The 25,961-nt window shown below is 47.6% G+C and carries 23 protein-coding genes; 5 read left to right on the forward strand and 18 right to left on the reverse strand.

From position 1 onward, the window contains the following. Positions 1–66 precede the first annotated feature (66 nt). Entirely contained in the window at positions 67–738 is a 672-nt protein-coding gene (locus F458_RS20170; protein WP_018983778.1) for a tRNA1(Val) (adenine(37)-N6)-methyltransferase, read from the reverse strand. 57 nt (positions 739–795) lie between these two features. Next, positions 796–1,425 (reverse strand): NAD-dependent epimerase/dehydratase family protein, encoded by a 630-nt coding sequence (locus F458_RS0112540; RefSeq protein WP_018983779.1) that lies wholly within the window; start codon positions 1,423–1,425, stop codon positions 796–798. Between the two features lie 56 nt (positions 1,426–1,481). On the opposite strand from F458_RS0112540, the gene F458_RS0112545 reads away from it, so the two are divergent. Both F458_RS0112545 and F458_RS0112550 read left to right on the forward strand, forming a co-directional pair. Further along, positions 1,482–3,689, forward strand: a complete 2,208-nt coding sequence (locus tag F458_RS0112545; RefSeq protein ID WP_018983780.1) for a S9 family peptidase — start codon at positions 1,482–1,484, stop codon at positions 3,687–3,689. 228 nt (positions 3,690–3,917) lie between these two features. Next, positions 3,918–5,768 carry a S8 family serine peptidase gene (locus F458_RS0112550; protein ID WP_018983781.1) on the forward strand — a complete coding sequence of 617 codons (1,851 nt, stop codon included), beginning with the start codon at positions 3,918–3,920 and terminating at the stop codon, positions 5,766–5,768. A gap of 49 nt (positions 5,769–5,817) precedes the next feature. Here F458_RS0112550 and F458_RS0112555 read toward each other — a convergent pair whose 3' ends face one another. Beyond that, positions 5,818–6,192 carry a PH domain-containing protein gene (locus tag F458_RS0112555; protein ID WP_018983782.1) on the reverse strand — a complete coding sequence of 125 codons (375 nt, stop codon included), beginning with the start codon at positions 6,190–6,192 and terminating at the stop codon, positions 5,818–5,820. Positions 6,193–6,537: 345 nt separating this feature from the next. Between F458_RS0112555 and F458_RS0112560 the strand changes: the two genes are divergently transcribed. Beyond that, a complete protein-coding gene (locus tag F458_RS0112560; RefSeq protein ID WP_018983783.1) occupies positions 6,538–7,539 on the forward strand; it encodes a serine/threonine dehydratase in 1,002 nt (333 codons plus the stop codon). 7 nt (positions 7,540–7,546) lie between these two features. Then, positions 7,547–9,199 (forward strand): amidohydrolase, encoded by a 1,653-nt coding sequence (locus F458_RS0112565; protein ID WP_018983784.1) that lies wholly within the window; start codon positions 7,547–7,549, stop codon positions 9,197–9,199. Positions 9,200–9,205: 6 nt separating this feature from the next. Here F458_RS0112565 and F458_RS0112570 read toward each other — a convergent pair whose 3' ends face one another. The 15 genes from F458_RS0112570 to F458_RS0112640 form a co-directional block, all read right to left on the reverse strand. Continuing rightward, positions 9,206–10,282 (reverse strand): MBL fold metallo-hydrolase, encoded by a 1,077-nt coding sequence (locus F458_RS0112570; RefSeq protein ID WP_232362663.1) that lies wholly within the window; start codon positions 10,280–10,282, stop codon positions 9,206–9,208. A gap of 82 nt (positions 10,283–10,364) precedes the next feature. Then, positions 10,365–11,228 carry an MBL fold metallo-hydrolase gene (locus F458_RS0112575; RefSeq protein WP_018983786.1) on the reverse strand — a complete coding sequence of 288 codons (864 nt, stop codon included), beginning with the start codon at positions 11,226–11,228 and terminating at the stop codon, positions 10,365–10,367. Positions 11,229–11,294: 66 nt separating this feature from the next. Next, positions 11,295–11,522, reverse strand: a complete 228-nt coding sequence (locus F458_RS0112580) for a DUF1653 domain-containing protein (protein WP_018983787.1) — start codon at positions 11,520–11,522, stop codon at positions 11,295–11,297. Position 11,523: 1 nt separating this feature from the next. After that, entirely contained in the window at positions 11,524–12,600 is a 1,077-nt protein-coding gene (gene dinB / locus F458_RS0112585; RefSeq protein WP_018983788.1) for a DNA polymerase IV, read from the reverse strand. A gap of 175 nt (positions 12,601–12,775) precedes the next feature. Continuing rightward, entirely contained in the window at positions 12,776–13,279 is a 504-nt protein-coding gene (locus F458_RS0112590) for a GAF domain-containing protein (protein ID WP_018983789.1), read from the reverse strand. A 181-nt stretch (positions 13,280–13,460) separates the two neighbouring features. Next, complete coding sequence (gene nqrM / locus F458_RS0112595; RefSeq protein ID WP_018983790.1) at positions 13,461–13,694, reverse strand: (Na+)-NQR maturation NqrM; 234 nt, start codon at positions 13,692–13,694, stop codon at positions 13,461–13,463. A gap of 21 nt (positions 13,695–13,715) precedes the next feature. Continuing rightward, positions 13,716–14,714: an FAD:protein FMN transferase gene (locus tag F458_RS0112600; RefSeq protein WP_018983791.1), complete on the reverse strand. Its 999-nt coding sequence runs from the start codon at positions 14,712–14,714 to the stop codon at positions 13,716–13,718. Positions 14,715–14,798: 84 nt separating this feature from the next. Then, entirely contained in the window at positions 14,799–16,028 is a 1,230-nt protein-coding gene (gene nqrF, locus F458_RS0112605) for an NADH:ubiquinone reductase (Na(+)-transporting) subunit F (RefSeq protein WP_018983792.1), read from the reverse strand. A 19-nt stretch (positions 16,029–16,047) separates the two neighbouring features. Beyond that, positions 16,048–16,656 carry an NADH:ubiquinone reductase (Na(+)-transporting) subunit E gene (gene nqrE / locus F458_RS0112610; RefSeq protein ID WP_018983793.1) on the reverse strand — a complete coding sequence of 203 codons (609 nt, stop codon included), beginning with the start codon at positions 16,654–16,656 and terminating at the stop codon, positions 16,048–16,050. Positions 16,657–16,659: 3 nt separating this feature from the next. Next, entirely contained in the window at positions 16,660–17,292 is a 633-nt protein-coding gene (locus F458_RS0112615) for an NADH:ubiquinone reductase (Na(+)-transporting) subunit D (protein ID WP_018983794.1), read from the reverse strand. 11 nt (positions 17,293–17,303) lie between these two features. Beyond that, positions 17,304–18,068, reverse strand: a complete 765-nt coding sequence (locus F458_RS0112620) for a Na(+)-translocating NADH-quinone reductase subunit C (protein ID WP_018983795.1) — start codon at positions 18,066–18,068, stop codon at positions 17,304–17,306. Continuing rightward, positions 18,058–19,263 carry an NADH:ubiquinone reductase (Na(+)-transporting) subunit B gene (locus tag F458_RS0112625; protein ID WP_018983796.1) on the reverse strand — a complete coding sequence of 402 codons (1,206 nt, stop codon included), beginning with the start codon at positions 19,261–19,263 and terminating at the stop codon, positions 18,058–18,060. The genes F458_RS0112620 and F458_RS0112625 overlap by 11 nt, the downstream gene beginning before the upstream one ends. Positions 19,264–19,266: 3 nt before the next feature. Then, the gene (locus F458_RS0112630) at positions 19,267–20,607 is read right to left on the reverse strand and encodes a Na(+)-translocating NADH-quinone reductase subunit A (protein ID WP_018983797.1); all 1,341 of its coding nucleotides are present in this window, start codon (positions 20,605–20,607) and stop codon (positions 19,267–19,269) included. 413 nt (positions 20,608–21,020) lie between these two features. Continuing rightward, entirely contained in the window at positions 21,021–22,199 is a 1,179-nt protein-coding gene (gene fabV, locus F458_RS0112635) for an enoyl-ACP reductase FabV (RefSeq protein ID WP_018983798.1), read from the reverse strand. Between the two features lie 175 nt (positions 22,200–22,374). Beyond that, positions 22,375–22,995, reverse strand: a complete 621-nt coding sequence (locus tag F458_RS0112640; RefSeq protein WP_018983799.1) for an FKBP-type peptidyl-prolyl cis-trans isomerase — start codon at positions 22,993–22,995, stop codon at positions 22,375–22,377. Between the two features lie 232 nt (positions 22,996–23,227). Between F458_RS0112640 and ppc the strand changes: the two genes are divergently transcribed. After that, on the forward strand, positions 23,228–25,849 hold the full coding sequence (gene ppc, locus F458_RS0112645; RefSeq protein WP_018983800.1) for a phosphoenolpyruvate carboxylase: 2,622 nt from the start codon (positions 23,228–23,230) through the stop codon (positions 25,847–25,849). Positions 25,850–25,961: the final 112 nt, after the last annotated feature.

Genomic DNA, 25,961 nt, shown 5'->3' on the forward strand with positions numbered 1-25,961 from the left:
AGCTGAATGATAAGTCATCTAAGTGTATGGCGCTAACCAAGCCGCTAACAGCCCGTCACTGCCTACTCAAAAGGCCAGATAAAATGGCTGACAGAGCGTTTTATATTGCTGCGTATACTGTCCGTTTTCGTCTCTTATGATCAACACCTCATGCTGCGGGATAGCCAGCTCTTTGCTAAAGCGATAGGCGGTCACGTGAGGTACAGCTCCAGCGTGATTATACACTGTCAGTTCGCGCGTTAAATGCCAGCCCTCTTGTTGTGCGGCCGACAATGTAACGGCACGCTGAGCGCAAGGGTATAAACAGTACAGACTTGCGGTTGGCATAGAAACACGTGCAGCATGGGCAAACAGCATTTCGGGAGTAAGGCTGGGTTGCTGGCGTGCCAGCTGTCGCTCATGTGATTGGCGCAGATGAGGTTTAGTGCCTGCATTGGTATCACGGAAATAAGGCGGATTACATATGATGGCATCAAAAGGTTCATCGAATACCGCATTTTTAAGATCGCACCGAAAGACTGAAATACGTTGCGGCCACGGACTGTTACCCACATTCTGTTTAGCTTGAGTGACCGCGTTATTATCAATATCTATAGCGGTAATATGGCGCCGCTGGGGGTTTTCCTGGCAGACCATGAGAGAGAGAATTGCTGTACCACAGCCAATATCCAGTACCCGGCAGGTAGGCGGCATCGTCGCCCAGCTTCCTAAAATAAGGCTATCTGTGCTGACCTTCATAGCACACATATCCTGGGCGATAGAAAACTGTTTGCAGCGAAACCCCCGTCCCATGAACTAAAACCGGTGTAATTGAATCATCTTTGATGCTACCTCTGGCGCATAGGCTGGCCGGTACTTTTTCAACCGCCCCACCAGCAACCTGCGTAGCACAGGCGCAAACCTTTGACCCCAATCCTCCAGCCGGCGAGACTCTTCGCGCTTGCCAAGCAGAAGTGAAGGGCGAACGGCAACCGCGTGGTTAAGTTGTGGCATACGCATGATGGCATTTTCCAGCTCGCCTTTCACTCTAAGATAGAAATGCTTACTTTTGGCATCTGCGCCTACGGATGAAATCCAGACAAAGCTCTGGCAACGCTGGGCACGGGCAAGTTGCGCGGCAATATGAACATATTCAAAGTCGACTTTTCGGAATGCCGCGCGGCTCCCTGCCGCTTTAAGCGTAGTACCCAGGCAGCAGTACACATGATCGACGCTGAAGTACCCCTGATAATCCTGTAACGCGGCGAAATCAATAACTATAGGTGTAAGTTTTTTGTCAGGGTCATCAAAAAAACGATCGGACAGTGGCCGCCGCACCAGACAAATAACCTGTTCGTAGCGGCTGTCTTTTAAGAGTTGTTGTACCAGGGCCCGGCCAACTAAACCGGTCGCGCCCAGTACTAAAGCTGTTTTATTGCCACTCACGTTATGTCATCCTGTATCGCATCAAAAACCATCCACAGCGTAAAGCGTAGATAATAATGAAAAAAGCGTTAATGATTGGAGCCATTATGCTCAGTAGTGCCGTTTCGGCTAACACGCTCACTATCGAGCGAATTTTTGAATCACCGTCTTTAGATGGTAATGCCCCTCGTGATCTTAAAGTATCTCCTGACGGACAGCGAGTAACTTTTTTGAAAGGCAAAGAGTCGGATTACGACCAGCTCGATTTATGGGAGTATCATATTAAGTCGGGCAAAACACAGATGTTGTTTGATTCTCAGTCCTTACAGTCTGGCGATGAAGAGCTCTCTGACGAAGAAAAAGCGCGGCGCGAGCGTATGCGTTTGTCTGGCTCAGGCATTGTCAGCTACCAGTGGTCACAAGACGGCAAGGCACTGCTTTTCCCTCTTGGCGGAGATGTTTACTACCATCGGCTGGGTGAAGAAGGCGCAAAACAGCTACTTAATACGGAAGCGTTTGAAACCGATATTAAGATCTCTCCCAAAGGAACATACATCTCGTTTATCCGCGACCAGAACTTGTTTATTAAAAATGTTCGCACCGGTGAGGAACGCGCTATCACCACCGAAGGCGGGGATACCATAAAAATGGGCATGGCGGAGTTCGTGGCGCAGGAAGAGATGGGTCGTATGACCGGTTACTGGTGGGCGCCGGATGAAAGTCATATCGCATTTACCAAAGTCGACGAAGCCCCCGTTGATGTCATCACACGTTCTGAAATTTACGCGGACGAGATAAAAACGATAGAACAACGCTATCCTAAAGCCGGCACCGATAACGTAAATATCAAACTTGCAGTTGAAAATATTAAAACAAAGAAACGGCAGTGGATCGATCTGGGTGAGGATGAAGATATTTATCTGGCTCGCGGAAAGTGGATGCCTGACAGCAAAACATTTACCTACCAGTGGCAAGCTCGCGACCAACAAACGCTTGAACTTCGCGCGTATGACGTGAGCACCGGTAAGCAAAATGTCCTGTTAACTGAATCCAGTGACACCTGGGTCAACCTGCACGAAGATCTGACCTTTTTGAAAAATTCTGATCAGTTTATCTGGGCCTCTGAACGTGATGGGTTTAAACATCTTTATCTGTATACAAAAAGCGGCGAGTTAGTAAAACAGCTTACACAGGGTAACTGGGTAGTCGATAAAGTTCGGGCAGTGAATGAAAATGACGGATTGATTTACTTTACCGGGCGCAAAGACACCCCACTAGAACGTCATTTGTACTCGGTCGATTTGCAGGGTAATGATGTTAAACGTATCTCGCGTCGCGATGGTTATCATGAGATAAACTTTGCTACCGACGCGTCCATCTATGTTGATGAATTCTCTACGGCAAATCGTCCGCCTCAGGTTAGCTTGCATAATGCCAGCGGCGAACAGATTACGTGGCTGGAAGAAAATAAACTGGACCAGAATCATCCGCTAACCCCCTATCTTGACAGCTGGAATGAACCTGAGTTTGGTACCCTGACTACCGATGATGACGCAACGCTGTATTACCGTCTTTACAAACCGGCAGATACCAGCAAAAAACGCCCGGCGATTGTCTATCTGTACGGCGGCCCGCACGCGCAGGTAGTTACCAATAAATGGGGCGGTAACCGTGGGTTACTCATGCAATACTGGGTAGATCAGGGATACGTCGTCTTTTCGGTGGACAATCGCGGTTCAAATTATCGCGGCAAAGCCTTTGAGGATCCGATCTATAAAAAAATGGGTACCGTTGAGGTAGACGATCAGGTGGCCGGCGTAAAATTCCTGCGTTCACTTGACTATGTCGACCCTGAACGTATTGGTGTTCATGGTCATAGTTACGGCGGCTACATGACCCTTATGACCATGTTCAAGGCTGGTGAATACTTCAAGGCCGGCGTTTCCGGCGCCCCGGTAACAGACTGGCGGTTGTATGATACACACTACACTGAGCGCTACATGGGTAACCCGGCTACCGATGAGCAAGCCTATACTGATTCTTCTGTTTTTCCCTATGCTGAAGGGCTTAGCGGGCCGCTGCTGATATATCATGGAATGGCGGACGACAATGTGCTGTTTACGCACAGCACACGTCTGTATAAGCATTTACAGGATATGGCCAAGCCCTTTGAAACCATGGATTATCCGGGTAAAAAACATAGTATACGGGGCAAGCAAACAGGCACGCATCTGTACAAAACAATTACCAACTTTTTCAACCGGAATTTACATCCTGAGAAATAAATTTTTCTCTTTTCAGGAAAAAAGGCAAAGGCATCACAACCTTTGCTTTTTTTTTGTTGTAAACAATACACTTATCATCATATTAGATCTTTTGTACTTGCGCCTTCCTGCATGATTCCATTATGTTGGTTATGGGATTCACCCATCGAAGTCATTCGGAAACACAAATAAGATCGGTCTGAGCCGGCACCCGTTTGACGCAATTCAATAAGTGAAGAAGAAAAATATATGTTTAATAAAACAATCAAACCCACCCTTGCAGCATCATTAGTTGCGCTTAGTTTTTCAGCTCTGGCGAATAATAACGATAATGAAAGCCGCTACATCATTCAGGTTGACAATAACGGCAAGGGGATCGTAAAAGCGCTGGCCAGGCAGGCCGGTGGAGACATCAAGGTTGATGCAGACGGCTTCATTGCAGCTACATTTTCCGGTAAGTCTCTTGCTGAGGTAAAAGGATTATTAAACAACCCTCACGTGAAATTGATAGAACAGGATCAGGTTCGTCGCCCTATGGCATTATTCAATGACGATGCAGGCGACCCGTCGGCCACCCAAATTACGCCTTACGCTGTCTATCAGGCTCAAGCAGACCAGGTGACTTTCAATGCCAGTGCTGGCATGAAAGTCTGTGTTATCGACTCCGGTCTGGACAGTTCCAATTCTGATTTTGTCTGGTCGGCCATCACAGGTGATAACGATCCTGGCACAGGTAACTGGTATGACAATGGCGGCCCTCACGGTACCCACGTTGCAGGTACCATTGGTGCAGCCGATAACGGCTTCGGTGTGATAGGTATGGCACCTGGCGTTGATATGCATATCATCAAAGTTTTTAATGAAAGCGGCTGGGGATATTCTTCAGACCTGGCTTATGCAGCACAAAAATGTTCACAGGCTGGTGCAAATATAATCAACATGAGCCTTGGCGGTGGCGGTGCAAACAGCACTGAAGAAAATGCTTTCATCGACTTTGTTCAAAACGGTGGCTTGGTCGTAGCCGCTGCAGGTAACGATGGCAACAATGTTCGTTCATACCCTGCTGGCTATCCCGCGGTGATGATGATCGGTGCTAACGATGCGGATGACAATATTGCAGATTTCTCTCAATACCCAAGTTGTACAACTGGCCGCGGCAAGAAAGTAACCACTGATGAAACTATCTGTGTAGAAGCAACGGCTGGTGGTGTAGATACACTTTCTACTTACCCTGCAGGTGGCGCAACAATGGCATCATTAACCGCAGACGGTGCAGGCGTTGACGTCTCCTCGATGGAAAATGGCGGTGATGCCTCAGGCAGCGCCTATTTCATGGGTATCGGCGATAGCGTAGATACCAATGCAGCAGGTAAAATCTGTGTGATTGACCGGGGTAGCGTCAGCTTCTATGACAAAGTAAATAATTGCGAAAGCTCAGGCGGTATCGGTGCTGTCATTATCAACAATGAGCCAGGCATACTTTACGCAACGCTGGGTGAGACTAATGATACAACTATACCGGCAGTAGGTGCTGCTCAGGAAGATCGCGATACATTGGTTGCTGCGAGCACTATGGATATTAGCATTGGGACCAGCGATTACGGCTTTATGAGTGGTACGTCAATGGCCACACCTGCAGTTGCAGGCGTGGCTGCACTGATATGGTCTAACCACCCTCAGTGTACGGGCGAAGAAATCCGTAGTGCGCTCAAAGCAACTGCACGCGATGCAGGTGCGGCGGGTAAAGATGTTTATTTCGGTCACGGTATCGTGCAGGCCGCAGACGCAAGTGCTTATCTGACAGCTAACGGCTGTTCAGGCGGTACTAGCGATGGTACTGGTGAGGAACCAACGGGCGGTGATCTGTCATTGTCAGCGACAGGCTTTAAGTCTAAAGGTACCAAGTACGTTGATCTGGCTTGGGGCGATGCAACCACCAGTAACGTGGATGTTTATCGTAACGGCACCGTAGTTACATCGACAGCTAACGATGGTGCATACACTGATTCTATCAACACCAAGGGCGGTGGCACGTATCAGTATCAGGTGTGTGAAGCATCCAGCACGGTGTGCTCTGCAACGGTTACTGTTACGTTTTAAATTCAAAGTCGCTTATAAAAAAGGCCAGCATTATGCTGGCCTTTTTTGATTACCCAAACAGACGATTTGCCAGGGTATGCTGCACACCCGCAGCGGCTTTTTTATTTAGCTCAATAGTAACCGGGCCATCCTGCCCTGAAACCCACACCCGCAATTCTGAATCCATGTCAAAATGTCCGGCGGTTTCCACGCTAAACTGGGTGATGGACTTATATGGAATAGAGTGATAGTTCACTTTACGGCCGCTTAACCCCTGCTTATCAATAAGTACGATTCTGGCAGTGGTGAACACGATCAAATCCCGTACCAGCCGGTAAGCCGTTGATACTGACTCATTGTCCGCCAGCATAGGCGCCAGTTGCTCCTGAATTTCTTCAATACTGACCTCGCTGGCATTACCCATTAGTGCATCTAATAATCCCATTTTCATCTCCCTGCGGTAACTAAAATATCTAATTGAATTAACGTTATTACGGCTACCAGACAAATTAAATTCACCTGATAATCAGCAATATTAAGCGTGCCCTGGTCAGGCCTGAAATCTTGCCTTGCAAAGGTCAAAGCACCGGCAAAATAAAAAGACGGCCAGAATTATCAACATGCTAACTGCTAGTATATAAATCTTTGTGAAGTCACGCTCGGTCAAGTATCACTACTTAGCCTGTTGGGCGGTGGCAGCTTATATTTACTGTGTGACTGTATTTAGGAATTCGCAGCCGGGCTGCGACAATGGTAAGGTTGGTAAATTATCCTTATTAATAACGTATTTATGAATTTACCGACTTTTGACGATGTTCTCGATGCAGCAAAACGCATTGAGGGAAAAGTACAAAAAACACCGGTGGTTGAGTCTTCATTACTGAATAAGTGGTTGGGACACCGAATTTTATTCAAAGCTGAATGTTTGCAAACCGTAGGTGCATTTAAATTACGTGGGGCGGTTAATGTTCTGGCAAAACATGCGCAAGAAGGTACGTTACCCAAACGTGTTGTCGCCAACAGCTCCGGTAATCACGCGCAAGCGGTGGCCTGTGCAGCAGCACTCTATAATATACCGGTGACTATTTTTGCCGCCGACAGCATATCGGCCATCAAGGCCGCCGCCACCCAAAGTTATGGTGCTGAATTACGGCGATTTGACACCCGCACCGAAGCAGATAAGGCGGTTAAAGCCGCGGCGCAGGAAACCGATACCTTGTGGATCCCGCCATTTAATGATCCCGATGTAATTGCTGGCCAGGGTACCGTAGCATTAGAAGCGATTGAGGAGACCGGCCCGGTTGATGCTGTTTTTGCCCCCTGTGGCGGAGGTGGTCTGCTTAGCGGTACTTTTTTAACAACCCGGGCAATGTTACCTGATGCCCAGGTCATCGGTGCCGAGCCTGCCAACGCAAATGATGCAGCCATGTCATTGCAAAGTGGTGTTATTGAATCACTTCCCGGACCTGCGCAGACGCTGGCAGATGGCGCGGCGACGCCAAGCGTGGGTGAATACACCTTTGCTTTTTTACAGCAGCTTGATGATTTTTATGAAGTTGATGAAATTCAGATAGCCTACTGGACACAATGGCTGCAGCATTTACTTAAACTGCATGTGGAGCCTACGTGTGCCATGTCCATGGCTGCAGTCGCCGCCTGGGCGGTAGAAAATGAAACACCGAAAACCGCGTTGGTTATGTTGTCCGGCGGTAATATCAGCGCCTCAAGCATGCAAAAAATTTGGCAGCAGGATTATTTGCTGCAACCCCCGATGATTGGCCCACAGGAATAAAACACTAATGAAAAATGTTTACACCAAACTGCATATTGCTGCTGCGTTGATATTGAGCGCATCGGCTGCCATGGCAGACACCTTACTGGTAAAGAATGTTAATGGTTACACCTTAGATGATGACGGTGAGCTCATTACTTTTTCGTCAATAGCGATTGATGACGGTAAGATCTCCGCGCTGAATCCTAGCAAGAATACCGATTATGATCGCACCGTAGATGGTGAGGGGAAAACCCTGTTACCCGGTATGATTGATGCCCATGGCCACTTACTGGGCCTGGGAAGTAATCTGCTTGAAGTGGATTTACGCGATACTGCCAGTAGTCAGGAGGCTGTTTCACGGGTCGCAGAGTATGCGCTGGCCAATAGTAAAGGTCTGTGGATTACAGGACGAGGCTGGAATCAGGAGTTGTGGTCGGACAGAGCCTACCCCAAAGCGGCTGACTTGGATGCGAAAATCAGTGACCGCCCAATCTGGCTGACCCGCGTGGACGGGCATGCTGGATGGGCCAATACCCGCGCCCTTAAAATGGCCGGTATTGATAAAAACACAAAATCACCGAAAGGTGGCCAGATCATAAAGGATGACCAGGGCAATCCTACGGGAGTGCTTATCGACAACGCCATGGCATTGGTTGAAAAACATATTCCGGATACCGGACCGGAGCAGCTAAACGCGCAGCTTAATGCTGCTGGTCAGCATTTACTTTCCCAGGGCATCACCACAATGCACGATGCTGGGGTTAGTCAGGCAGTTTATAATTTTTATCTTCGACGCGCTGTTGAACAAACCTTGCCAGTACGCATCTATGCAATGATCAGCGCCACCGATCCTGATCTGTCAAAAATGTTGGCGGCGGGTCCGGTTCGGGGTAAACAAGACTACCTGTTTATTAACAGTGTTAAGGCCTACGGTGATGGCGCACTGGGAAGCCGCGGCGCAGCGCTACTGGAACCCTACAGCGATGCGGCCCATCAACGTGGTTTAATGGTGACTCAACCAGAAGACTTTGAGGCATTATTTAATGAAGTAATCAGTGCCGGGTTTCAGCTGAACTTCCATGCTATTGGCGATCGGGCAAATCGCCTGGCGCTAGATCAGTTTGAGGCAACCTTCAAAGAAAAAGGTGGTAAGGCATTACGCAACCGCATAGAGCACGCTCAGATTGTGGCACCTTCTGACTTAAAACGATTTTCCTCACTGGAAGTATTGCCCTCTATGCAACCCACCCATGCTACCAGTGATAAAAATATGGCGGAAGACAGAATCGGTAAAGAACGCATGGAAGGCGCCTATGCCTGGCAGACGCTACTGAAATCAGGTATTGCGGTACCTCTTGGCTCTGACTTTCCGGTGGAATTAGCCAATCCTTTTTTCGGCATTCATGCTGCTGTAACACGTCAGGATCGTAATAATAATCCGGTAGATGGATGGTATGCCCATGAAGCGTTAAGCGTCAGGCAGGCCTTCAAAGGCTTTACACTGGATGCAGCATATGCCGCTCATATGGAGGATTCTCTGGGAACGTTAACACCCGGAAAATGGGCTGACTTCATACTGGTCGATCAGGATATTTTTGCCATTGAACCGCGTAACTTATGGAAAACCAGTGTCGAACAAACCTGGGTGGCTGGTGAAAAAGTCTTTGAAAAGCAATAAATTCAGTTAACGATAGCGTGGCAGCATCACTTGTTTCCACCACTTGGGGAAAGTACCTGGTTGTTGAATATTAATCACTTCACCAAACCGTGGGGTTAGTAATGCAACTCTGGCTTGCTGCGCTTTATCACTGACTTTCTCCAGTGGCTCAAACCATGGATGAAATGCCAAATCGAACGTACTATTGTGGATGGGTACCAGATAGCGACTTTTGGTATCCAGCGCCGCCTGGACTGTTTCTGATGGGGTCATGTGTACACCTGGCCAGTAAGCCGCATACGCACCGTTTTCTATAAAGCCCATATCGAAGGGACCGTAACGCTTTCCTATCTCTTTGAAGGTATCAAAATAGCCTGAGTCTCCACTGACAAACAGCCGAGTATCGTTTATTTGCAAAACCCAGGAACCCCACAGGGACTTATTTCTGTCGGTAAGGCCTCTGCCGGAGAAATGCTGCGCCGGAGTAAAGGCAAGTTTCCCATTAGATAATGTTTGTTCATCCCACCAGCCAAATTGATTTATCTGCTTCGCTGGTACCCCCCAGCTCTGCAGCTCTGCGCCAACTCCCAGGGGTACAAAATATTGTGGGTCAGCGGCCTTGAGCGCCTGAATGCTCTGCCTATCCAGATGGTCGTAATGATTGTGCGTAAGCAACACATAGGAGATTTCAGGTAACTGACTAAGCGAAAGCGCCGGTGCATGAAAGCGCTTAGGTCCAATAAAGGAAAATGGTGAGGCCCGGTTTGAAAACATCGGGTCGACTAACCAGAATTCGCCATTCATCTTCAGCAGTAAAGAAGAATGTCCCAGTTTTACAGCAAACATGCCATCATCCGGCAGGTCCAGCAGATTTGCTTTGGTTAGGGCTACCACCGGAATAGGGTTAGCAGGCCGGGCCGCTTCTCGCGGCTGGGTAACTCGTCGGTACAATATTTTAAAAAATGTGAATGGTGAATCTTTATCTAAATTTGGTTGGTTTACAAAAACGTCGTTCTGAAAATAATCCACATCATAGGAGCGATTGGCGACAGTCACCAGCGTATGGTTGATAGCAACTCCGATAGCTGTTATTCCAAACACCACTATTAGTATACACAGGACAGTTTTTCTCAGCAGCTTCACGGTTTATTACATACCTGAGCCAGCACACAACGCCAACGCATGATTAGCCGTTGTAAAGGGTGCGGATCCATTTTTCTTCATTTATGAAACCCCAGCTCCAGGAATTAAATTTGTCGGTCAGCCCTTCTTTGACCACCTCTTCTACTGACATACCGTTTTGTTTATGGCTATCAACTATGTCGCGGGTTTCTTCCAGCATAGACAGAAAAGCCTCATAATCTGCCTTCGTCGCTAATGGTCCATGGCCAGGAATAATGGTCGTGTCACTGTCAATTTTTTTCAGCAAAGACTTTACAGCACTTATATAACCAGCTACTGAGCCACCTGACTGAAGATCAATAAAGGGAAACCGCTCGTTAAAGAACAAATCCCCGGTATGTAAGACATTTGGCTCTTCAAACCACACGACTGAATCACCGTCTGTGTGACCATTGCTAAGATGCCATACGTGGAGGGTTTCACCATTAAAGTGAAGATTGACACCCTCCTGATAGGTAATTACCGGTAAAGCCGTTTCATTGTTTTTATCATTACTGAGTAATCTTACTCTCACATTTTCATGAGCAAGGATCGTGCTATCTTTATTTTCATGAAACCATCCATTACTGCCGGTATGATCACCATGAAAATGGGTATTGATAATAAATTTGGGAGCATCTGAACCCAGCTTGCCAAGTGCGGCAGCAATCTTTTCGGCCAGGGGCTCAAACTGATCATCGATAATCAAAATTCCATCTTCACCGGCGGACACTCCAATGTTACCGCCCTGCCCCTGCAGCATATGCACTGAACCGGCCAGCGCAGTATTTTTCATTGTAACGTCGTCAAAGCGACTCTGGGCCGGAACTGCCATACTCGCACTTAGTGCTATTGCACCAATCAGATAGCTAATTGAAGATTTAAACATACGGATTCAGATTCCTGGTGTGGTGTAACCTGTATGTGCAGAAACTTTAAACAGATCAATCTTATCTCAATCTGAAGCAGGCTTAATATATTTGAACCTTGGCAAGCTTTCTCCATTGACCTCGACCGTGTCACAAAACATGGTCAGCGGGCGTACCCACAGTCGCCGTTCGCCGTAGTCGGGGCGATACACAACATAAAGTGTTTCATCTTCAGAATGTTGGGCTACTTCATAAACCCGATAGTACTGGCCTTTATAATGCAGATATATGCCAGGTTTGATGGTGTTTTGCATATTAGTCATCCAGGGGTAATGTAAGTTGTTCTACCGGGGTCGCATCGGCTAAACCAATGTGTACACCGACTAGTCTGATCCCTCTGCCTGCTGCGCGTAGATAAGCCTGCTGAAGCAGTTCGTCAAAAAAGGCTTCATCCAGTTTGTGATGGCGATTTTCCACCGTGGTGAGTTGAAAATCATTGAATTTTAACTTAACGCCCTGTGTTCGAATTCGCACTGCCTTACCGCGGGTATGTTTGGCCTCATGGGCTTTAATCCGTTGGTAAAGCTTCTCCAGCAGTGTTGGCAACATGTCACGGCAGTGTTGTAATGAATGAATATCCTCATGCAGCGTTCTTTCTACGCCGATAGACTTGCGTTTGCGGCTAACATTTACCGGTCGATCGTCCACCCCATGGGCACGGTCCCATAACACAGCACCGAACTTCCCTAACTCTTTTTGAATGCGCTCAAAAGGATATTGTCGAATATCTCCGCAGGTGTTCAGGCCCATCCTCTGCAACTTTTGTAAGGTTACTTTGCCCACGCCGGGAATTTTGCCCAGAGGCATTGTTTTCACAAACTCATCGAGCTTATCCGGAGTAATGACGCAGATACCATCCGGCTTATTCTCATCGCTGGCAACTTTTGCCACAAATTTACACGACGCAACCCCAGCGGATGCAGTCAACCCAAGCTCAGAATGGATACGTCGGCGAATCTCTTCAGCGATGAGCGTTGCACTGCCATTACAGTGGGTAGAACCTGAAACATCAAGATAGGCTTCATCTAACGATAAGGGCTCAATGAGATCGGTATAGTCAGAAAATATAGCTCTTATTTTCTGTGATTCCTGGCTATACAGCTCCATACGCCCTTTGACCAACACTAGGTCCGGACACAAGCGCAGAGCATACGCGGTCGCCATCGCCGAGCGAACACCGTATTTGCGGGCAGGATAGTTACACGTAGAGACCACTCCCCTGTGTTCTGAACTGCCTCCAATGGCAATCGGAACATCTCGCAAAGCAGGATTATCGCGCATTTCTACGGCAGCATAGAAACAATCCATATCTATATGAATAATTTTACGCAAGACAAAGCACCAGACCTGTATAAATAGACAGCAATTGTATAACGAGTGGGGTTACATTGCATTATTCAGCCAGACAAAATTGGAAAAGAAATAAGCGCCGGGCCCATTTCTACGAGATTGGTGAACTCAAGCGGAAGCTGTCGGGTCATTCATAACGCACTACATTAAACGCGAATCAGCTCCGGCTAAACTCTGGGTTGGCGGCCATTTCGAGCTCTACGATACGTGCATATTGCTTTAACCGCTCTATTTGCGCCTCACTGTAGTGTTTTACATCGTCATGTAATAAGCAAAACGTACCGATTTCATAGCCGTCCGGGGAATGTAGGATGACCCCTGCATAGGAACGAATGTAGGGCTCCCCGACCACAAGCTTATTATTTTTAAAGCGAAAGTCGGCGAGTGCATCCGGCACAATAAGGTATTCTTCTTCGGCAATCGCATAGGTACAAAACGAAATATTTCTGGGCGTTTCAGTGTTACTCAATCCCTGTCTGGATTTGAACCACTGACGATCTTCTGCAACCAGACTAATTAAACAGGTTTTGCAGTTAAATTCTTGCATGGCCTGGTGAGTTATAACATCAAACCGTGCTTCAGGGGGGGTATCAAGAATATTCAGATTTCGCAAAGCTTCAATACGTTCAGCTTCGTTGGGCATTTGAGGTATTTCAGACATTGAATATAGATCCTGAAGAAGTTGCGGCGCCGGCAACGTCTTTTAAACCAAAAATATAACTACTAAATGGATACCAATACGCTTGAAAAAGAACACAAGCAAACCTATACAAGCGAAATACTAACTGTTCATCAAACACAATGGACTGCACTGTACAAGGCGGGCGAACCCGCTCTTTGGATTACAGAATTTGATTCTCTCTCCATTCCTGGAGCTTTTTCTCTCGAACTGCCTGCTTCTCCTGTCGTGCTTTTTTGCGGTCACAGGCTTCAGGACAGTCACATGCTTTCTCAATTCCCAACGCCCCTAGTCCACCGCAACTGCCAGAGATAGTTTTACGCTGTACCATGTAACCTACCGCCATGGCTAACACCATAGCAAGAAAGAATACAAAGGCTAAAATAAAGGTACTCATCATTACACCTTTTACCTTCTGTTAGTTTCTGACGTCAACCACCTGCTCAAAGGCAGATGATGTAAATTCTTCAAATCCGTTTTCCGTTTTGCGAATCAGCAAGACGGCTAACGCTTCTTTTTCAGCAAGTGCTTTCGCCTCATCCCATCCCATCACAATAAGGGCTGTAGCAAGTCCGTCTGCGGTCATTGATGACGGTGACACCACGGTCACTGCCACCAGGTTGTGATTGATCGGTTTACCGGTTCGCGGGTCGATTAGATGGGAATACCGTTTGCCATCCTGTTCATAATAATTGCGGTAATCACCTGATGTGGCTATCGCATTGTCACCCACGGATAAAATCTTTTGCACTGCACGTTCCGTGCTCACAGGTTTTTCGATTGCAACCAACCAGTCATCACCATTTCCGCGATGCCCTCTGACGCGCATCTCTCCGCCAATTTCGACAAGAAAATTATCAATTCCTGCTTCTCGGAGTAAATTGGCGACTTCGTCTACGCCATAACCTTTGGCAATGGTAGATAAATCTACATAAACCATAGGGTGAGATTTTATTAACGCATTCTGCGTAGTGGCTATTTTATCAAGCCCTACGTATTCTCGCACGTTGTTTATTTGCTGCTCAGTGGGCACTGTTTCAGGCCGCTTATTGGGGCCGAATCCCCATAAATTAACCAGTGGACCCACGGTGATATCTAACACACCGTCGCTCATCTTACCCAGTCGCAGCGCTTCATTGACAACGGTCAGTGTATCTTCAGACACCGGATACGATGTAGTGTAACGATTCTGGTTAAATCGTGAGAGTTCAGAACCCGTGTCATAGGTAGACATCAATGCATTTATTTCATTCAATCTTTTATCAATTTTCTGCTTCAGGCCGGCCTCAGGCTGGCTATCCTCTGGTACTACATACTTAACATTATACGTTGTACCCATAGTTTCGCCGCGCAAATGCACCACTTGCTGCTTATCATCACTGCAGGCAAAAAGCACTGTCACCATGATCAGTAACATTAACGAATAAACTGACTTCAACACTTCATTTCCTCAAACAAAAAAAGGGGCGTCGCCGCCCCTTTATCACTTCAGTTGTTCGACCTACCCGCCGAAATCATCAAGCATGATATTTTCGTCTTCAACACCCAGGTCTTTTAGCATATTAATAACTGCTGCATTCATCATAGGTGGACCGCACATGTAATATTCACAATCTTCAGGCGCCGGATGGTCCTTCAGATAGTTTTCCAGCAATACCTGGTGAATGAATCCGGTGTCGCCTTCCCAGTTATCCTCTGGCTGAGGATCAGAAAGCGCTACATGCCATTCAAAGTTATCATTTTCTTCGGCGAGTTCATCGAAATCTTCACTATAGAACATCTCGCGCAATGAACGAGCACCGTACCAGAATGAAATCTTACGATCGGTTTTAATCCGACGAAGCTGATCGAAAATATGTGAACGCATTGGAGCCATGCCTGCACCCCCGCCCACGAAAATCATCTCATTGTCAGTATCTTTGGCATAAAACTCACCAAATGGGCCTGAAATCGTAGCTTTATCACCTTCTTTCAGGCTCCAGATGTACGATGACATTTTACCCGCCGGCAAACTTAAGTTATTTGGCGGTGGCGTAGCAATACGCACATTCAGCATTATGATGCCTTCTTCTTCGGGATAGTTCGCCATCGAATAAGCGCGAATTACCTCTTCATCGACTTTTGATTCAATGTCGAAGAAACCAAAGCGTTCCCAGTCGCCATGATACTCATCAGGAATATCATAATCTTTATACTTAACATGATGGGGTGGCGCCTCGATCTGGATATAACCACCGGCACGAAACGGTACACTTTCACCGTTTGGAATCTTCAGCTTCAATTCTTTGATAAAGGTAGCCTGGTTTTCGTTAGAAATAACTTCACAGTCCCACTTCTTAATACCAAAGACTTCTTCTGGCAGTTCAATTTCCATGTCTTGTTTGACTGCAACCTGACAGGATAAACGGCAACCTTCCCGTGCTTCGCGTTTAGTGATGTGATCAAGCTCAGTGGGCAACACATCGCCGCCACCTGACTTAACATCTACCCGGCACTGACCACACGAGCCGCCGCCGCCACAGGCAGATGACACGAAGATACCTGCTTCAGCTAATGCCCCAAGCAGTTTACCACCTGGTTGTGTCTTGATGGCCTTGTCCGGATCATCGTTTATCAGGATTTCTACATCACCACTGGGTACCAGTTTTGACTTGGCGAACATGATGATAAAAACCAGCGCCAGTACGATGACAATAAACATGCCGACACCAAGGAATATTTCAATACTCATCTTTACGCTCCTTAGCTAATTACAGCGCTATACCGGTGAACGACTGGAAGCCCAGCGCCATCAATCCGGCAATCATAAATACGGAGCCAAGCCCGCGCACACCTTCAGGCATATCCGCGTACTTCAGTTTTTCGCGAACTGCAGCCAGCAGCACGATAGCAATCGCCCAGCCAACACCAGAGCCGACACCGTAAACCACACTTTCAGTAAAGTTGTACTCTCGCTGCACAGCAAACGCCACACCACCAAAGATAGCGCAGTTAACCGTAATCAGGGGCAGGAAAATACCTAATGCGTTATAAAGCGCAGGGAAGAACTTATCCAGACTCATTTCAAGAATTTGTACCAGCGCAGCAATAACGCCGATAAAGGTAAGAAAGTTCAAAAAGCTAAGGTCTGCATCGGGAAAGCCAGCCCAGGCCAGCGCGCCTGGCGCGAGGATATTTACATAAATAACCTGGTTGACCGGAACCGAGATACCCAGCACTACAACAACTGCCGCGCCAAGACCCATGGCTGTTTTCACTTTCTTGGAAACCGCCAAAAATGTACACATTCCAAGAAACAATGACAACGCCATGTTTTCAATAAAAATTGAGCGAACAAATAGAGAAATATAATGTTCCACGTTTTACTCCTTAGGCTCTACTTGCTCTGGACGGATTGTGCGGATAAACCACACCATGCCACCGATCAGGAAGAACGAGCTAAATGGCAGGATTAACAGACCATTACCCTGATACCAGCCACCATTTTGGACAACCGGCAGAATTTCAAAGCCAAGAATCGTACCAAAACCAAACAGCTCTTTGACTATCCCGATACAAATAAGTATGAACGAGTAGCCCAAACCGTTGCCAAGTCCATCCAGGAAGCTTAAAAGAGGCGGACTCTTCATTGCGTAAGCTTCAGCGCGTCCCATAACAATACAGTTAGTAATGATCAAGCCAACAAATACAGAGAGCTGTTTAGACACCTCGTAGGTATAAGCCCGCAGTATTTGATCCACCACAATTACCAGCGACGCGATAATCGTCATCTGAATGATGATTCGAACGCTGGATGGTATCTGATTTCGAATAAGCGAAATAAACAAATTTGAAAATGACACTACGGTGGTAAGTGCCAGGGACATCACTAATGCTGTTTCAAGCTTGGTCGTAATCGCCAATGCTGAACAGATACCCAATACCTGTAAGGCAATCGGGTTGTTGTCGAGAATCGGTCCAAAGAGGACCTTTTTCATTTCTTTTGCGTCTGCCACGATAATACCCCTTATGACCGCCAGGCTTGATTTTTCAGAAACTCACCAAAGCCTTGCTCACCAGCCCAGTAACGAATTGTATTTTCAACGCCATTACTTGTCAGTGTAGCGCCAGATAATGCATCAATTTCGTATGGGTCGCTTGGGTCAGCGCTTTTAGTAACATCAATGGCTACTTCACCGTTATTATATAGCTTTTTGCCATCCCACTGTTCCTGCCAGCTTGGGTTTTGTACTTCACCACCCAATCCCGGTGTTTCAGCTTGCTGGTAATAAATAAGTTCTCGGATTGTTTTGCCATCAGCATCGACTGCCAGAAAGCCATACATGAGATCCCACAGACCGCTGCCGTGTACAGGCAGAATCACACGAGTCACATTATCGCTTTCATCTTTTACCAGCCATACACTGGCAACGTTCGCCCGACGCTGGAAACCCACATTACTATTTTCAACCGTTTTGCTCATTTCAGTTTGCTTAGCGGCCTTGTACATATCGTAATCAGGAGCTGGTTGGTCAGTAAACTGGCCTGTCGCTAAGTCAACATATCGACGCTCAACCTTTTCCTCATAGGTAGAGCGGATTGTATCGCTGCTCATCCCTGATTCATATAAACCCGCTGCAGTAAGAATGTTGGTTTGTTTGTCCAGTTCTTTATTTGCCTGTTGTATCTGGCGCAGGCCTACCGCCGCACCAGAAACCACAATAGAACACACCAGACAGACCGCAACAACTACGCCTACGGTCTTTGCAAGAGATTCTTTTTTAGCTGACACGAGCTATCCTCCGCTTAATATTGCTTTGCGCGACAAAATAGTCGAACAGTGGCGCCCATAGATTGACAAACAGAATCGCCAACATAACGCCTTCCGGGAAGGCAGGATTCAACACACGAATCAATACCGTCATAAACCCTACAGAGATACCAAAGGCCCATTTTCCGGTGTTGGTAAATGCAGCAGAAACCGGGTCTGTGGCCATAAAGAACATTGCGAACGCCAGGCCGCCAACCACAAAGTGGAAATGTGCCGGCATCGCGAACATGGCATTGGTATCACTGCCAATAAGATTCAGCAACGTAGCAAAGAAGGCAACTCCCAACGCCACCCCTGAAACAATTCGCCAGCTGGCTATGCCCATATAAATGATAACCAGACCACCAATCATGATAGCAAGCGTAGAAACCTCGCCCGCTGAACCAGGAATGGCACCAAGGAAAGAGTTCCACCACAAATCCATATTGGTGTAATCCATTTCACCAGAAGCAGCTTTATTCAGCCAGGTCGCGCCTGAGTAGCCATCTGCAGCAACCCATACTGTGTCGCCGGTGATTTGCGCAGGGTATGCAAAGTACAGAAAAGCGCGCCCCGACAAAGCAGGATTCAGGAAGTTTCTTCCGGTCCCACCAAATACTTCTTTGGCTATAACCACACCAAAAGTAATACCCAGTGCTACCTGCCAAAGCGGGATAGTCGCCGGTAATGTCAAAGCAAATAGCACTGAGGTAACGAAGAAACCTTCATTTACTTCGTGCTTACGTACTGATGCAAAAAGTACTTCCCAAAAGCCACCTACAATAAACGTAGTTGCATAGATGGGTAGCCAGAAACAAGCGCCGTAAAACATCAGCGTTGCCCATCCGGCGTCCGGGCCAAGCTGGCCACCCAATGCCGCGAATAATCCAGCCTGCCATGCGTCAGGCAAGGTGCCTGCACCGGCGGCGATAGCTTGGTTCGCCTGGTTACCAATGTTGTACATGCCGTAGAACATTGCCGGGAATGTTGCCATCCAGACGGTGATCATAATTCGCTTCAGATCGATACTGTCACGAACATGAGTGCTGGCTTTATTAACTTTACCTGGCGTATAAAAAATAGTTGCTGCTGCTTCATACAGTGCATACCATTTTTCGTGTTTTCCGCCTGGCTCGAAGTTTGGTTCGATTTTTTCTAAATACGCTTTCAAACCCATGACTTAACCCTCTTTCTCAATAGTGGTCAATACATTGCGTAGAATCGGACCATAATTATATTTGCCAGGGCACACATAGGTGCACAGTGCTAAATCTTCTTCATCCAACTCAAGGCAACCCAACGTCTGAGCACTGTCTGTATCACCTGCTATTAAATCTCTTAATAACAAAACAGGCAGGATATCCAGAGGCATAACGCGTTCATAGTGACTACCAATCGGCACCATAGAACGCTCGGAACCGTTGGTGGTTGTTGTCATTGCAAACTTCTGATTTGTGACGTGACCGGCATAGGCACGGGTAACAGAATGCTTATCTTTACCAGGTGCCAGCCAGCCAAAGAGCTTTTTCTCGCGACCTTCTCTAAGTGCCGAAACCTGGGTGTGGAAACGGCCCAAAAAGGCGTGAACACCCTGTGCAGTGGTGCCGTTGAGTACAGAACCAGAGATGACCCGTACTTCGCCATCGTCAATCTCATTTGCGGTTAACTCGTCAAGGTCTGCACCAATTAAGGTCCGGACCAGACGCGGCTTTTTCGCTCCTGGACCACCCAGGGCAATCACCCGGCGATTATCCAGCTCACCGGTGGTAAGCAAAGCGCCAACGGCCATAACATCCTGGTAATTGATATGCCAGACTGTTTTAGCGTTACCCACTGCATCAAGATGGTGGATGTGTGTGCCCGGCAGACCAGCCGGATGTGGGCCGCCGAACTCTTCAACATCTACTTTTGCATTGCCGGTAGCAACATCTGCTCCCGGTGCTTTGCATACAAACACTTTACCACCACTTAACGCAGTAAGTGCCTGTAGACCATTGATAAAATCCTCTTCGCGCTCTTTAATGATAATCTGCGGATCAGCAGCCAGCGGGCTGGTATCCATTGCAGTTACAAAAATTGAATGCGGCGTCGAGTCTAACGCGGGCGACTTGCTGAACGGCCGGGTTCTGAACGCTGTCCACATCCCGGAATCTACCAGTACCTGCTGTAGATCTTCCCGTGACGTTTCGGCCAGTTTATCCGCTGGAATCTTGTCAAAGGTAACCGCTTCGTCACCTTCAACTTTAATTACAACAGACTGAAGAACGCGCCTGGCACCACGGTTTACCTCTACCACCTCACCGGCAGCCGGGGCAGTGAATTTAACACCAGGATTCTTTTTATCCTCAAAAAGAATCTGGCCCTTTTTCACTCTGTCACCCGTCTGGATGTGCATGGTAGGACGCATACCCACATATTCTTCGCCCAGAATGGCGACGCGCGTTGCAGTATTTCCGTCGGAAATTTTCTGCTCTGGCGCCCCCTTAATTGGGAGGTCGAGACCTTTCTTGATTTTAATCATATGTAATCGCACTACTCTAATAGAAGAACTCTTTTGCATGACCGAACAGCATCGCACCCTTCAGTACGCAACCATGCAAAAGAACTCTGTGTTACCGCTCTAAACCGTGCTCTACATGCACATGCAGCACTGCGAACAATGCTGGTAACCGTCTGTTTAATAAAGATATTGTTATTATAGAGCCGGCTCTGAGAACAGGTAACCCGAGAGACCTGTCGCCCGTGACCGTGAAGCAAGGGTAGAATAACCCCCACCTAATTTCGGGATTTTAACATTATCCACCCACGTTTCGCTACGCATATAATGGATAAACCAGAAATTTTGTTAAAAATGCCCGTAAATTTATCGCTTAATGATTATACAACAAATGCTTAGCAGTAAAAAAGCCGACATTTCTGTCGGCTTTTTAATGTTTACCACTTTAATTGTGGATCCACGTCCTGGTCGTAATCCACGGTTTCCATGTCAAAGCCGAATAGCCTTAAGAACTCGTGGTGGTAACCTTCGTAGTCACTGATATCATGAAAGTTTTCCTGAGTGACCTTATCCCATAATGCCTTTATTTTGGCCTGGGTTTGTTCATTGGTTTCTTTTGTATCCATGCGATAACGATTCGCTTCATCCAGAACCGGCTCGTTACCGTAAAGACATTGAGTAAACAAACCTTTTATCTGCTCTATGCACCCTTCGTGTGTACCTTCATCTTTCATCACCTGATACATCAGCGAAATATACAAAGGCATAACCGGAATCGCTGAACTGGCCTGAGTCACCAGTGCCTTTAATGATGAAACATGTGCATCGAGCAACAATTCGGCATGCTTTCCATTGATGGCCGCCGCTGCACGATCAAGATCTTCTTTAGCTTTTCCTATGGTTGCCTGACCGTAGATAGGCCAGGTTAATTCTTTGCCGATATAGGTATATGCAGTAGTTTTGCAGCCTTCGGCTAGTACATCCGCATTGGCCAGAGCGTCAATCCACATTTCCCAGTCTTCGCCACCCATCACTTTGATGGTGTTGAGAATTTCTTCGTCGGTGGCCGCTTCCAGCGTTACATCATGAACGCGATCTTTATCGGTGTCATATGTTTTGGTGGTGTAAGCATCGCCTACTGGTTTTAGCGTGGACTTATAGGTAATCCCACTTTTTGGATCAGTGCGCTTGGGTGAGGCCAGGCTATAAATAACCAAATCCACCTTGCCTATTTCGGCCTTGATGCGCTCAATTACATCTTCCTTCAATTCCATTGAAAATGCGTCACCATTTAGCGTTTGAGCAAAAAGGCCGTTTTGCTGAGCATACTTATGAAACGCAGCGGTGTTATACCAACCTGCAGTCGCAGTTTTGCGCTCGGTGGGTGGTTTTTCAAAACATACACCCAGCGTCTTCGCGCCGTAACCAAATGCAGCAGTTATCCGCGACGCCAGGCCGTAGCCGGTAGAGCAGCCGATAACCAGTACATTTTTGGGGCCACCGGTGAAGTTACCCTGCTCTTTTACATAATCGATTTGCTCTGCTACCGCAGCATCACAGCCCACCGGATGGGCATTTGTACAGATAAAGCCTCTGACTTTTGGCTTGATGATCATAATCTACGTCCTTTACTCAGTGTGCGAGTATTGTAAACACGTGCTGCCGTTTAACAACTCGGAGCACCTGACTGGCACATTTTTATCGGGGTATGGAAGAACAGTATATACGAGTAGGCGGGTGGGTAAAAATAAACAGAAACGGCTGCGAGCCGCTTCTGTCAGTTGCAGACTATTATGATAATACGTCTAACAGCTCTACATCGAAGACCAGTGTGCTGTAAGGAGCAATCGCACCACCTGCGCCCTGCTCACCATAAGCAAGTTCGTGGGGCACATATAAGCGCCATTTTGACCCTTCAGTCATCATTTGCAAGGCTTCTGTCCAGCCTTTAATCACACCATTTACCGGGAACTCAGCAGGTTGCCCACGCTCATAGGAGCTATCAAACATTTTGCCGTCCAGTAATGTGCCGTGATAGTGAACACGCACTGTACTATCCGCTTCAGGCGATTTGCCTTCACCCGTTTCAACAACTTCGTACTGCAGCCCTGTGTCCGTTACAGTGATTTCTTCGCGCTGAGCATTTTCTGCCAGAAACTTTTCACCTTCTTCAATCAAAGCTTTGCTCTGTTCAGCTTTGGCGGCTTGCATACGCTCATGAATTTCACCAAAGGCATTGCGTAATGTGTTGTTATCTACGTGTGGCGTTTCACCGGCAAAAGCATGACGTAAGCCTTCTGCGACTGCATCAATATCCATGCCGTCAAAAGGGTTGGATTTAAGCTGTTCGCCCATTTGAAAGCCAACGCCATAACTCGCCTGGGTTTCAACCGTGGTATATTTATCGGACACAATTTCTCCTGAAAGTTAATTACAAGTTTTGCTCGCTTTTTACACAGCAATAGACATTTTCACCATTTAAAAAGCGGTAACGCGATAATTGTACCATACCGTGTGTTTCCTTGCTTCAGGGTGGTATTTTTTGATAATGATCGCTTTAGGCAAAACATCTTTATAACGTCTAGAGGTTAGACAAGCGGGTCGCTACGCAGTAAGGTGACAAGCATGCAAGCAGGAGGATGCCATGCAATCACACTATGATTCAGAACTTAAAGATACAGTGAGATACCTGGGAACGGTCCTGGGTGAAACCATCAAATCAGAGCTAGGCCAGGAGTGGCTTGACCGGATAGAACAGATCAGGCTGGACGGTCGCGCCTCTTATCAGGGCGAAAGCAGTAGCAGTGAAAATCTGAAAGAAACTTTCAGAGATTTATCAGATAAAGATCTATTGACCGTAGGCAGAGCGTTCGCACAGTTTCTGAACCTGGGCAATATCGCTGAGCAGGAATTCAACAGCGCAATGAATGTTGATGCTTCCATGGATGCGTTGTTTGAACATTTGGACAAAGCACAACTGTCGGCAGAAAATGTTCATAAAGCGGTCAGTAAACTTAATATTGACCTGGTACTGACTGCACATCCAACAGAAGTAACCCGTCGCACCCTTATTCACAAACATAAAGAGCTAGCCAGCTGTTTACAGAGCATTCATCAGGAAAGTCTTGGTGAACACGAGCGGCAACGCGTAGAGACTCGCATTGCCGATCTCATCAGCCAGGCCTGGCACACCGAGGAGATTCGATCTGAGCGTCCGACGCCGGTAGACGAAGCACGCTGGGGTTTTTCGGTTATCGAAAATTCGTTATGGGAAGCGGTACCGGAATTCCTGCGGGAGCTTGATGAGCGCCTGCAAAAAGATTATGACGTAAACTTGCCGCTGGACTCAGCGCCGGTGCGTTTCGGCTCGTGGATGGGCGGAGATCGCGACGGTAACCCGTTTGTGACGGCAAAACTCACCGAACAGGTTCTTTATCTGGCGCGCAAGCGCGCTGCAAAGTTGTTTGCACAGGACTTTGACCGTCTCCAGGTTGAACTGTCTATGTTTGACTGCAGTGATGAGATGCGCGACGTTGTAGGTGACTCCAATGAGCCTTATCGAGCATTGTTGCGACCGCTGGTGCGTCAGCTTACTGCTACACGAGACGGCATTAATGACTTTTTGGCGGGCAAAAATGTTGACCAGAGCCAGTGGATTAGCGATAACGATGAACTGCTGGATCCACTCCTGCTGTGTTACGACTCATTGTGCAAATGTGGAATGAAAGTGACGGCCGACGGCCTGTTGCTGGATACTATCCGTCGCATTCGCTGTTTCGGAGTACACTTGTTGCGGCTGGATGTTCGTCAGGATTCAGAACGTCACGCAGATGTATTGAGCGAAATAACCCGCTATCTGGGACTGGGTGACTATGCGCAATGGAGCGAAGATGATAAGCAAGCATTTTTGCTTCGAGAGCTATCTTCCAAACGCCCGCTCTTCCCCGCCCAGTGGAACGCATCTGACGATGTTAAAGAGGTGCTCGACACCTGTAAGGTTATCGCAAAGCACAGTAAAAATGGATTTGGCATTTATATTATTTCTATGGCCAGCGAGCCGTCAGATGTCATGGCCGTACAACTGTTGTTGCAAGAATCTGGCGTAGACTGGCCGATGCCGGTCGCTCCACTTTTCGAAACCCTGGATGACCTGAATAACTCGCCGGATGTTATGCGCAAGCTGCTATCCATCGACTGGTATCGTGGCTATGTTAAAGGTCGTCAGTTTATCATGATAGGCTACTCTGATTCGGCCAAAGATGCGGGAGCGCTGGCTGCCGGCTGGGCCCAGTACGAATCTCAGGAAGCCCTGGTAAAACTTGCCGAAGAGTTTGATGTTCAGCTGACACTTTTCCACGGCCGCGGCGGCACCATTGGACGCGGCGGACTGCCAGCACACGCAGCCATTCACTCACAACCGCCGGGTTCACTTGAGGGCGGTTTCAGGGTCACCGAACAGGGTGAGACTATCCGTTATAAATTTGGTATGCCCCGACTGGCTAAGCGCAGTCTTGGGATTTATGCCAGCGCCATTATCGAAGCGATGTTGTTCCCGCCCCCGGAGCCCAAGCCAGAGTGGCGCGAGCTGATTACGAAAATGGCGGCCAAGGGGCGTGATAATTATCGCGGCACAGTCAGACAGGATGAAGATTTTGTACCCTATTTCCGGGTCGCTACCCCGGAACAGGAATTGGGTAAGTTGCCGCTTGGAAGCCGACCTTCCAAGCGTAAACCCCAGGGCGGTATTGAGAGTTTACGCGCTATACCGTGGATTTTTGCATGGGCCCAAACCCGTTTAGTCTTACCTTCCTGGTTAGGTGTCATGCGTGCTATCGATGAAGTGAAAGCTGAATCCGATGAGAAAGTTGTGGCCGAGATGTTTAGTGAGTGGCCATTCTATCGCTCGCGACTGTCCATGCTTGATATGGTATTTCACAAAGCCGACCCACGTATCAGCGCGGCTTATGATGAGCGGTTGGTGCCGCAGGAGTTGGCCCATTTTGGTAAAGCACTGCGTGAGGAGCTGTCCCAAAGCATCGATTCGCTGTTAAAGCTTACGGGTCAGCCAGATATCATGTATCAGGACCCTGAAGGCAAAGAGTCGATGAACATTCGTGCTGCTTATCTGCAGCCGCTGCATTATTTGCAAATCGAACTGCTGGATCGAATTAGAAAAGCAGGTGATGACGCTCATAATACCTCACTGGAACAAGCCATGATGGTGACCATTGCAGGTATTGCCATAGGTATGCGCAATACGGGTTAAACCTGATTTACGTTATTTTCAAGCCGGCCTTAGTGCCGGCTTTTTTTATTTTACACCCCGCTCATGAACTTTTTGCCTGTTCCCACGGGTACATAGTGAGTAACTAATAAAA

It is taken from the genome of Salinimonas chungwhensis DSM 16280, assembly GCF_000378185.1.
In the GTDB taxonomy this organism is placed as follows: domain Bacteria; phylum Pseudomonadota; class Gammaproteobacteria; order Enterobacterales; family Alteromonadaceae; genus Alteromonas; species Alteromonas chungwhensis.

Coding starts and splice junctions, on each gene's coding strand:
- F458_RS20170 (WP_018983778.1), bottom strand. CDS start 738: ATGAAGGTCAGCACAGATAGCCTTATTTTAGGAAGCTGGGCGACGATG.
- F458_RS0112545 (WP_018983780.1), top strand. CDS start 1,482: ATGAAAAAAGCGTTAATGATTGGAGCCATTATGCTCAGTAGTGCCGTT.
- F458_RS0112550 (WP_018983781.1), top strand. CDS start 3,918: ATGTTTAATAAAACAATCAAACCCACCCTTGCAGCATCATTAGTTGCG.
- F458_RS0112555 (WP_018983782.1), bottom strand. CDS start 6,192: ATGGGATTATTAGATGCACTAATGGGTAATGCCAGCGAGGTCAGTATT.
- F458_RS0112560 (WP_018983783.1), top strand. CDS start 6,538: ATGAATTTACCGACTTTTGACGATGTTCTCGATGCAGCAAAACGCATT.
- F458_RS0112565 (WP_018983784.1), top strand. CDS start 7,547: ATGAAAAATGTTTACACCAAACTGCATATTGCTGCTGCGTTGATATTG.
- F458_RS0112575 (WP_018983786.1), bottom strand. CDS start 11,228: ATGTTTAAATCTTCAATTAGCTATCTGATTGGTGCAATAGCACTAAGT.
- F458_RS0112580 (WP_018983787.1), bottom strand. CDS start 11,522: ATGCAAAACACCATCAAACCTGGCATATATCTGCATTATAAAGGCCAG.
- F458_RS0112590 (WP_018983789.1), bottom strand. CDS start 13,279: ATGTCTGAAATACCTCAAATGCCCAACGAAGCTGAACGTATTGAAGCT.
- nqrM (WP_018983790.1), bottom strand. CDS start 13,694: ATGAGTACCTTTATTTTAGCCTTTGTATTCTTTCTTGCTATGGTGTTA.
- F458_RS0112600 (WP_018983791.1), bottom strand. CDS start 14,714: ATGTTACTGATCATGGTGACAGTGCTTTTTGCCTGCAGTGATGATAAG.
- nqrF (WP_018983792.1), bottom strand. CDS start 16,028: ATGAGTATTGAAATATTCCTTGGTGTCGGCATGTTTATTGTCATCGTA.
- F458_RS0112625 (WP_018983796.1), bottom strand. CDS start 19,263: ATGGGTTTGAAAGCGTATTTAGAAAAAATCGAACCAAACTTCGAGCCA.
- F458_RS0112630 (WP_018983797.1), bottom strand. CDS start 20,607: ATGATTAAAATCAAGAAAGGTCTCGACCTCCCAATTAAGGGGGCGCCA.
- fabV (WP_018983798.1), bottom strand. CDS start 22,199: ATGATCATCAAGCCAAAAGTCAGAGGCTTTATCTGTACAAATGCCCAT.
- ppc (WP_018983800.1), top strand. CDS start 23,228: ATGCAATCACACTATGATTCAGAACTTAAAGATACAGTGAGATACCTG.